The organism is Agrobacterium sp. ST15.13.013 (assembly GCF_027956525.1).
In the GTDB taxonomy this organism is placed as follows: Bacteria; Pseudomonadota; Alphaproteobacteria; order Rhizobiales; family Rhizobiaceae; genus Agrobacterium; species Agrobacterium salinitolerans.
Window position 1 is genome coordinate 386,135 of sequence record NZ_JAQKGP010000001.1, and the last position, 6,000, is coordinate 392,134.

5 protein-coding genes are annotated in these 6,000 nt (G+C 58.7%); all 5 read left to right on the forward strand.

What is annotated here, in order from left to right:
• Positions 1–384 precede the first annotated feature (384 nt).
• From PL597_RS01845 to PL597_RS01865, 5 genes are read left to right on the forward strand one after another with little or no spacing between them, the layout of a single operon-like run.
• Positions 385–1,407, forward strand: a complete 1,023-nt coding sequence (locus tag PL597_RS01845; protein ID WP_080795923.1) for a UDP-glucuronic acid decarboxylase family protein — start codon at positions 385–387, stop codon at positions 1,405–1,407.
• 1 nt (position 1,408) lies between these two features.
• Positions 1,409–2,392: a UDP-glucose 4-epimerase GalE gene (gene galE, locus PL597_RS01850; RefSeq protein ID WP_077984338.1), complete on the forward strand. Its 984-nt coding sequence runs from the start codon at positions 1,409–1,411 to the stop codon at positions 2,390–2,392.
• Complete coding sequence (locus PL597_RS01855) at positions 2,389–4,341, forward strand: glycosyltransferase family 2 protein (protein WP_416372224.1); 1,953 nt, start codon at positions 2,389–2,391, stop codon at positions 4,339–4,341. Before galE ends, PL597_RS01855 begins: the two co-directional genes overlap by 4 nt.
• Positions 4,342–4,355: 14 nt before the next feature.
• Positions 4,356–4,859 carry a DUF995 domain-containing protein gene (locus PL597_RS01860; protein ID WP_077984380.1) on the forward strand — a complete coding sequence of 168 codons (504 nt, stop codon included), beginning with the start codon at positions 4,356–4,358 and terminating at the stop codon, positions 4,857–4,859.
• Between the two features lie 13 nt (positions 4,860–4,872).
• Positions 4,873–5,835, forward strand: coding sequence for a glycoside hydrolase family 26 protein (locus PL597_RS01865; protein WP_142911909.1), 963 nt, complete (start codon positions 4,873–4,875; stop codon positions 5,833–5,835).
• Positions 5,836–6,000 lie beyond the last annotated feature (165 nt).

Genomic DNA, 6,000 nt, shown 5'->3' on the forward strand with positions numbered 1-6,000 from the left:
CCTGAAATCGACTATCTGTCGCATCTCGCCGGGCGGTTTTGTTCCCGGTGGACCGAGCCTTACGAAACCAGCATAGCCCCGACTGGTTGAGCGAAGCTTGCGCTAATGCTCAATAAGAAAGGCATAATAGAGGCATAGTTAAAAAGTATTAAATCAAGGGCTATTTCGAGTGGATTTGGGTAATCAATTGTAATATTTCGATAAAATGAAGTTGACCTGTTTTCTTCCGCGCCTATCATGAAAGTTGAAATTTATCCGGTCGAAAATATTAACCTCCAAAAGAAGTAAAAACCGGAGGGTGGTATTAAATACATCTTACAATCTGGGGTTTGATCCAGTTTAGGTGAATCAGCTGCGCTGATTTCTCTTGGGGAGGAGTGTGTAATGCGTAATTTCGTTCCCAACGAACACGACAACGGCGTCACCATCTACTCCGAATGGAGACCTGGCCAACGCGTTCTCGTTAACGGCGGCGCCGGTTTTCTCGGTTCTCATCTCTGTGAACGCCTGCTGAGCAGCGGCCACGAGGTGATCTGTCTCGACGATCTTTCGACCGGACGCACCGCGAATGTGGCGCATTTGCGGGACAATAAGCGGTTTCTGCTGGTAGAGCACGATGTGCGCAAACCCTATGACATCGATGTCTCGCTGATCTTCAACTTCGCTTCGCCGGCTTCGCCACCAGACTATCAGCGCGATCCGGTCGGTACGCTGCTCACCAATGTCCTGGGCGCGGTCAATGTACTGGAAGTGGCGCGCAGATGCGGTGCAACGGTGGTGCAGTCCTCTACCTCGGAAGTCTACGGCGATCCGCACGTCAATCCGCAGCCGGAAACCTATTTCGGTAATGTAAATACAATCGGACCGCGAGCTTGCTACGATGAAGGGAAACGCAGCGCCGAAACGCTGTTTTTCGATTATCACCGTAGTTTCGGTGTCGATATCAAGGTGGGACGCATCTTCAACACCTATGGACCGCGCATGCGGCCCGACGATGGGCGTGTGGTTTCGAACTTCATCGTCCAGGCTCTGAAGGGCGCTGACATCACCATTTATGGCGATGGCAGCCAGACACGGTCCTTCTGCTATGTCGATGACCTGATCGACGGTTTCCTGCGCTTCTCGGCCAAGCCGAAAGATTGCACCGGGCCGATCAATCTCGGCAACCCGAGCGAAATTCCGGTACGGCAGCTCGCCGATATCGTCATCCGTATGACGGGTTCCCGTTCGCGCATCGTGCATCTGCCCGCTGCAATCGACGATCCGCAGCAACGCCGCCCCGATATTTCACGGGCAAACGAGCTGCTGAGATGGCAACCGCGTGTGCCGCTCGAGATCGGTCTGGAAAAAACCATCGTCTATTTCGATGCACTGCTGGCCGGTAAGGCTGTGGCGGAGGCCGTATGAGATGCCCCGCACAATCCTCGTCACGGGCGGGGCCGGATTCATAGGCAGCCACATCTGCAAGGCGCTTGCCCTCTCCGGCTTCAAGCCCATCGCTTACGACAATCTCTCGACGGGTCACGCGGATTCGGTTCGCTGGGGACCCTTTATCGAGGGCGACATTCTGGATCGCGGCCTTTTGAAAGCCACGCTCAGGGAGTTCTCACCGGCCTTCGTCATCCATTGCGCCGCCAATGCCTATGTCGGTGAGTCCGTCGAGGATCCACGCAAATATTACCGGAACAATGTCGGCGGGAGCCTTTCGCTGCTGGATGCCTGTCTCGACCAGGATATCGGCGGGCTGGTTTTTTCTTCCAGCTGCGCCACCTATGGCGTGCCGCCGCAATTGCCTATCCGTGAGGAGACGGCGCAGATGCCGGTCAATCCTTACGGGCGCACCAAGTTGATCTTCGAGATGGCGCTGGAAGATTATGCTGCTGCCTACGGTCTGCGTTTCGTGGCGCTGCGTTATTTCAATGCCGCCGGCGCCGATCCGGACGGTGAGCTTTACGAGCGCCATGAGCCTGAAACCCATCTGATCCCGCGGGCGCTGATGGCTGCGGCCGCAAGGCTGCCGCGACTGGATGTCTTCGGGGCGGATTACGACACCAGCGACGGCACCTGCATTCGTGATTACATCCATGTCAGCGATCTGGCCGACGCCCATGTTGCCGCCGTCAATTATCTTGCCGATGGCGGAGAGACGCTGCGCGTCAATCTCGGTTCCGGGCACGGTACATCGGTCGGCGATATCATCCGCGCGATCCACCGCGTGACGGGGCAGGAGGTTCCGGTCCATTTCGGCGCACGGCGCGCCGGCGATCCGCCGGCCCTGTTTGCGGATATAAAGCGTGCGGAAGAGACGCTCGGCTTTATTCCGAAGCGTTCGGATATCGACACCATCATCCGCACGGCAGGTCCCGGCTTCGGACTGGAGGTGCGGTCATGAAGATCCGTTCCGCCGCTTCCGTTCCATCGGCCCGTTCGGTCGCGGTTGCCAGCGACCTGAGGATGCAACCGGTCTTCACCGGCTGGAACCGGTTGGCCTATCGCCTCGGCATCGGCGGTTGGCTGGTGACGCTCGCCTGGTTCTGGATCTGGTGGCTTGATCGCGACCGCGTCATCGACTGGCCCTATTACACCGTCGTCACGATCACTCTGGCGTGGATCACGCTTCTGCCGTCCTATTTCATCTTCATCTTCCTGAATGCAAGGGTCGTGGACCGGCGCTCCCCTCTGCCACGGGGCAGGGTGGCGATGGTTGTCACCAAGGCGCCGTCGGAACCCTTCGCGGTGGTGCAAAAGACGCTGCTGGCCATGCTCGATCAGAGAGGGCTCGATCAGGGAGGGCTGGAATTCGATGTCTGGCTTGCCGATGAGGCTCCCGATGCGGATACGCTGAAATGGTGTGGTGCGCACGGCGTTTTCGTTTCCACGCGACAGGGCGTTGCCGAATATCATCGCAAGACCTGGCCGCGGCGCACGCGCTGCAAAGAAGGCAATCTCGCCTATTTCTACGATCGTTACGGTTACGAGCGTTATGATTTCGTCGCTCAGTTCGATGCGGATCATGTGCCGGAGCCGGAATATCTCAGCGAGATTATCCGTCCCTTTGCCGATCCGAGAGTTGGCTATGTTTCGGCCCCGAGCATTTGCGACGCCAATGCCAGTGAAAGCTGGGCCGCGCGCGGCAGGCTTTATGCCGAGGCTAGTCTGCATGGCGCGCTGCAGCTGGGTTACAATAATGGCTGGGCGCCTCTGTGCATTGGTTCGCATTATGCCGTGCGCACGAAAGCCCTGCGCGAGGTCGGCGGTCTTGGCCCGGAGCTTGCCGAGGATCATTCCACCACGCTTCTGATGAACGCCGGCGGCTGGCGCGGCGTCCACGCCGTCAACGCCATCGCCCATGGCGACGGCCCGGTGACCTTTGCCGATCTCATCGTGCAGGAATTCCAGTGGTCGCGTAGCCTGATGACTATTCTGCTGCAATATTCCAGGCACTACGTACCGAAGCTGCCTGCGCGCCTGAAGTTCCAGTTCGTGTTTTCGCAGCTCTGGTATCCGCTGTTTTCCGGCTTCATGGCGCTGATGTTCTTGCTTCCCGCTGTTGCGCTGATACGCGGCGATGTACTGGTCGACGCATCCTATCCGGCGTTTCTGGCGCATTTCCTGCCGGTTTCGCTAATCATGATCGTCTTTGCCTTCTTCTGGCGGGCCACGGGCGCATTCCGTCCGCACGATGCGAAGCTTTTCAGCTGGGAGGCCATGGTATTTCTGTTCCTGCGCTGGCCCTGGTCGCTGATGGGGGTGCTGGCGGCGATACGCGACACGATCCGTGGCGACTTCGTCGATTTCCGCATCACGCCCAAGGGCATGCAGGCAAAACCGCCGCTACCGCTGAGGGTTGTCGCGCCTTACATCGTACTGGCGGCGCTCAGCCTTGCGGCCATGGTTCTGGCGCCCCGTGAAAACGGGGCGGAGGGTTTCTTCATCTTCGCCGCCATCAATGTGGCGATCTATTCGGGCCTCTGCGTGTTTCTGCTCATCCGTCATGCCACGGAAAACGGCTTGCCCAGGCTGCCGGCATTGCGCGGTGGAGCGACTGCCGCAGCCTGCTCGTTGCTGCTGGCGGCGGGAAGTGCTGTAGAGCTCAGTTCCCATGCAATCGGCGGCTTGGAAGCCCTGTCGCATGGGCAGCCCTATGTGAGTTTTACCGAAACGCGGTTCACGGTCGCCGGCGCGGGTGTGGAAGGTGCGAGATCGGTGCGTCTGAAACTGCGCATTACCGTACCGGGCTTGCGCGAACCGCAGGAAATGCAGGCGGAACCCATCGTGACGCCGCCGCCAGCGGTGGCGCCCGGAGAGATCATGCTGGCCGACAATAGGGTCGGACAATGAAGGAGGAGGCTGTGATGAAAACAACAATAAGCAAATGCGGATTCTCCGCTTTCGTACTCTGTCTTGCGGTGGTCTTGCCAAGCGCGGTCCATGCTGCAGGCGGCACGAAGACGCCGAAACCGCTCAGAACCAGCGAGGTCGTGAAGATGTACTTCGATAAGACCTGGAAATGGGAAACGGGCGGCGGACGCTTCATTGCCGAAGACCGCAAATTCATCGCTGCGACGCAGGAAAAGGGCCAGAAATCCACCGGTAAAGGCCGCTGGACTGTCGACGCCAACGGCACGCTCTGCATGCGCGCCACCTGGAAAAGCGCCGCGGGCAAAGGCAAGGCCGATACCTGTTTCGATCACGGCCGCATCGGCAAGGTGATCTACCAGCGCAAGCAGGGCGGGCCATGGTACGTGTTCCGGCACAACCCGCCACGCCCAGGCGATGAATTCCTCAAACTTGTCCGCAAGGACAATGTCACGCCGCAGATCGCCGCATACGACAAGGCGATGAGGGCAACAAGGTAGGGAGTAAGGTGTCATGCAAATAACAAGAAGAAAACTTCTGTTCGCAGGTGGTGCCGCCGCAGCCTTTACCGCCGGCATGTATCCGGTGCTCAAGCTCGACGCACAGGGTGTCGCCCCCATGACGTCGACGGGCATGAAGACGCTTGCCGACAAAAGACCGACATTGCATGCGGACGGTATTCGTTTCGGCGCATACGATCCGCACGGCGATTTCACCGGCCAGGCCGGGGTGGCGACGGAACATCTGTTCCTGCCCTGGGAAGACGTGGATCTCGACAGTCTGGCGCTTGCGGATGCCTATGCGATGGAACGCAAGCGCAACGTGCTGATCACGGTCGAACCCTGGTCCTGGGACGTAAACTGGCGGCTCACCTCCGACGAATTGCGCCGTAAGGTGATGAGAGGCGACTACGACCAGAATATGCAGGCGATCGCCGCGCGCATGTCTGCGATGAAGAGCCCACTGATCCTGCGCTGGGGACAGGAAATGGAGGACACGTCCGGCCGCTTCTCTTGGTCGGGCTGGAACCCGCGTGATTACATCGCGGCCTATAGACGTATGGTGGACATGACCCGTAAGGCGGTTCCCGGCGTCAAGGTGATGTGGTCACCCAAAGGTATGGATGGTCTGCGGGCTTATTACCCCGGCGACAATTACGCGGATCTTGTGGGTCTTTCGGTCTTCGGTCTCGAGGAGTACGATAAGATCGAATATGGCGCGCCGCAGACCTTTACCGACCTGTTGCGCAAGGGCTATGGACTTGTCGAAAACTTCAACAAGCCGGTCTGGGTTGCCGAATTGGGCTATGAAGGCGGCGATTCCTATGTTCGTCCGTGGATGAACGACGTGACGCTGAAGCAGGCGGATTTTCCAAAACTGGAAGAAGTCGTCTATTTCAATGACAAGGATGTTCATCCCTGGCCGCACAATCTCGGCAGACCTGATTGGCGCGTGGTCAGACCGGCCAAGGTTTGATCGCCATCGATACCAGCGAGCGGCGATGCCGCTCGCCCGCAGCTTCGATATTATTGATCCGCTGAAAGCACCGCCTCCGCCTCATATATGGCGCAGGCGATGTGATAGAAGGTGCTTGCCGGCGCCGGCTCATCGAGCATCGGCTTATCCGCTGGCCATTTGTCG

Bases quoted from the DNA above. Each gene is read 5' to 3' on its own strand.
- PL597_RS01845 (WP_080795923.1), top strand. From the start codon at position 385: ATGCGTAATTTCGTTCCCAACGAACACGACAACGGCGTCACCATCTAC.
- galE (WP_077984338.1), top strand. From the start codon at position 1,409: ATGCCCCGCACAATCCTCGTCACGGGCGGGGCCGGATTCATAGGCAGC.
- PL597_RS01855 (WP_416372224.1), top strand. From the start codon at position 2,389: ATGAAGATCCGTTCCGCCGCTTCCGTTCCATCGGCCCGTTCGGTCGCG.
- PL597_RS01860 (WP_077984380.1), top strand. From the start codon at position 4,356: ATGAAAACAACAATAAGCAAATGCGGATTCTCCGCTTTCGTACTCTGT.
- PL597_RS01865 (WP_142911909.1), top strand. From the start codon at position 4,873: ATGCAAATAACAAGAAGAAAACTTCTGTTCGCAGGTGGTGCCGCCGCA.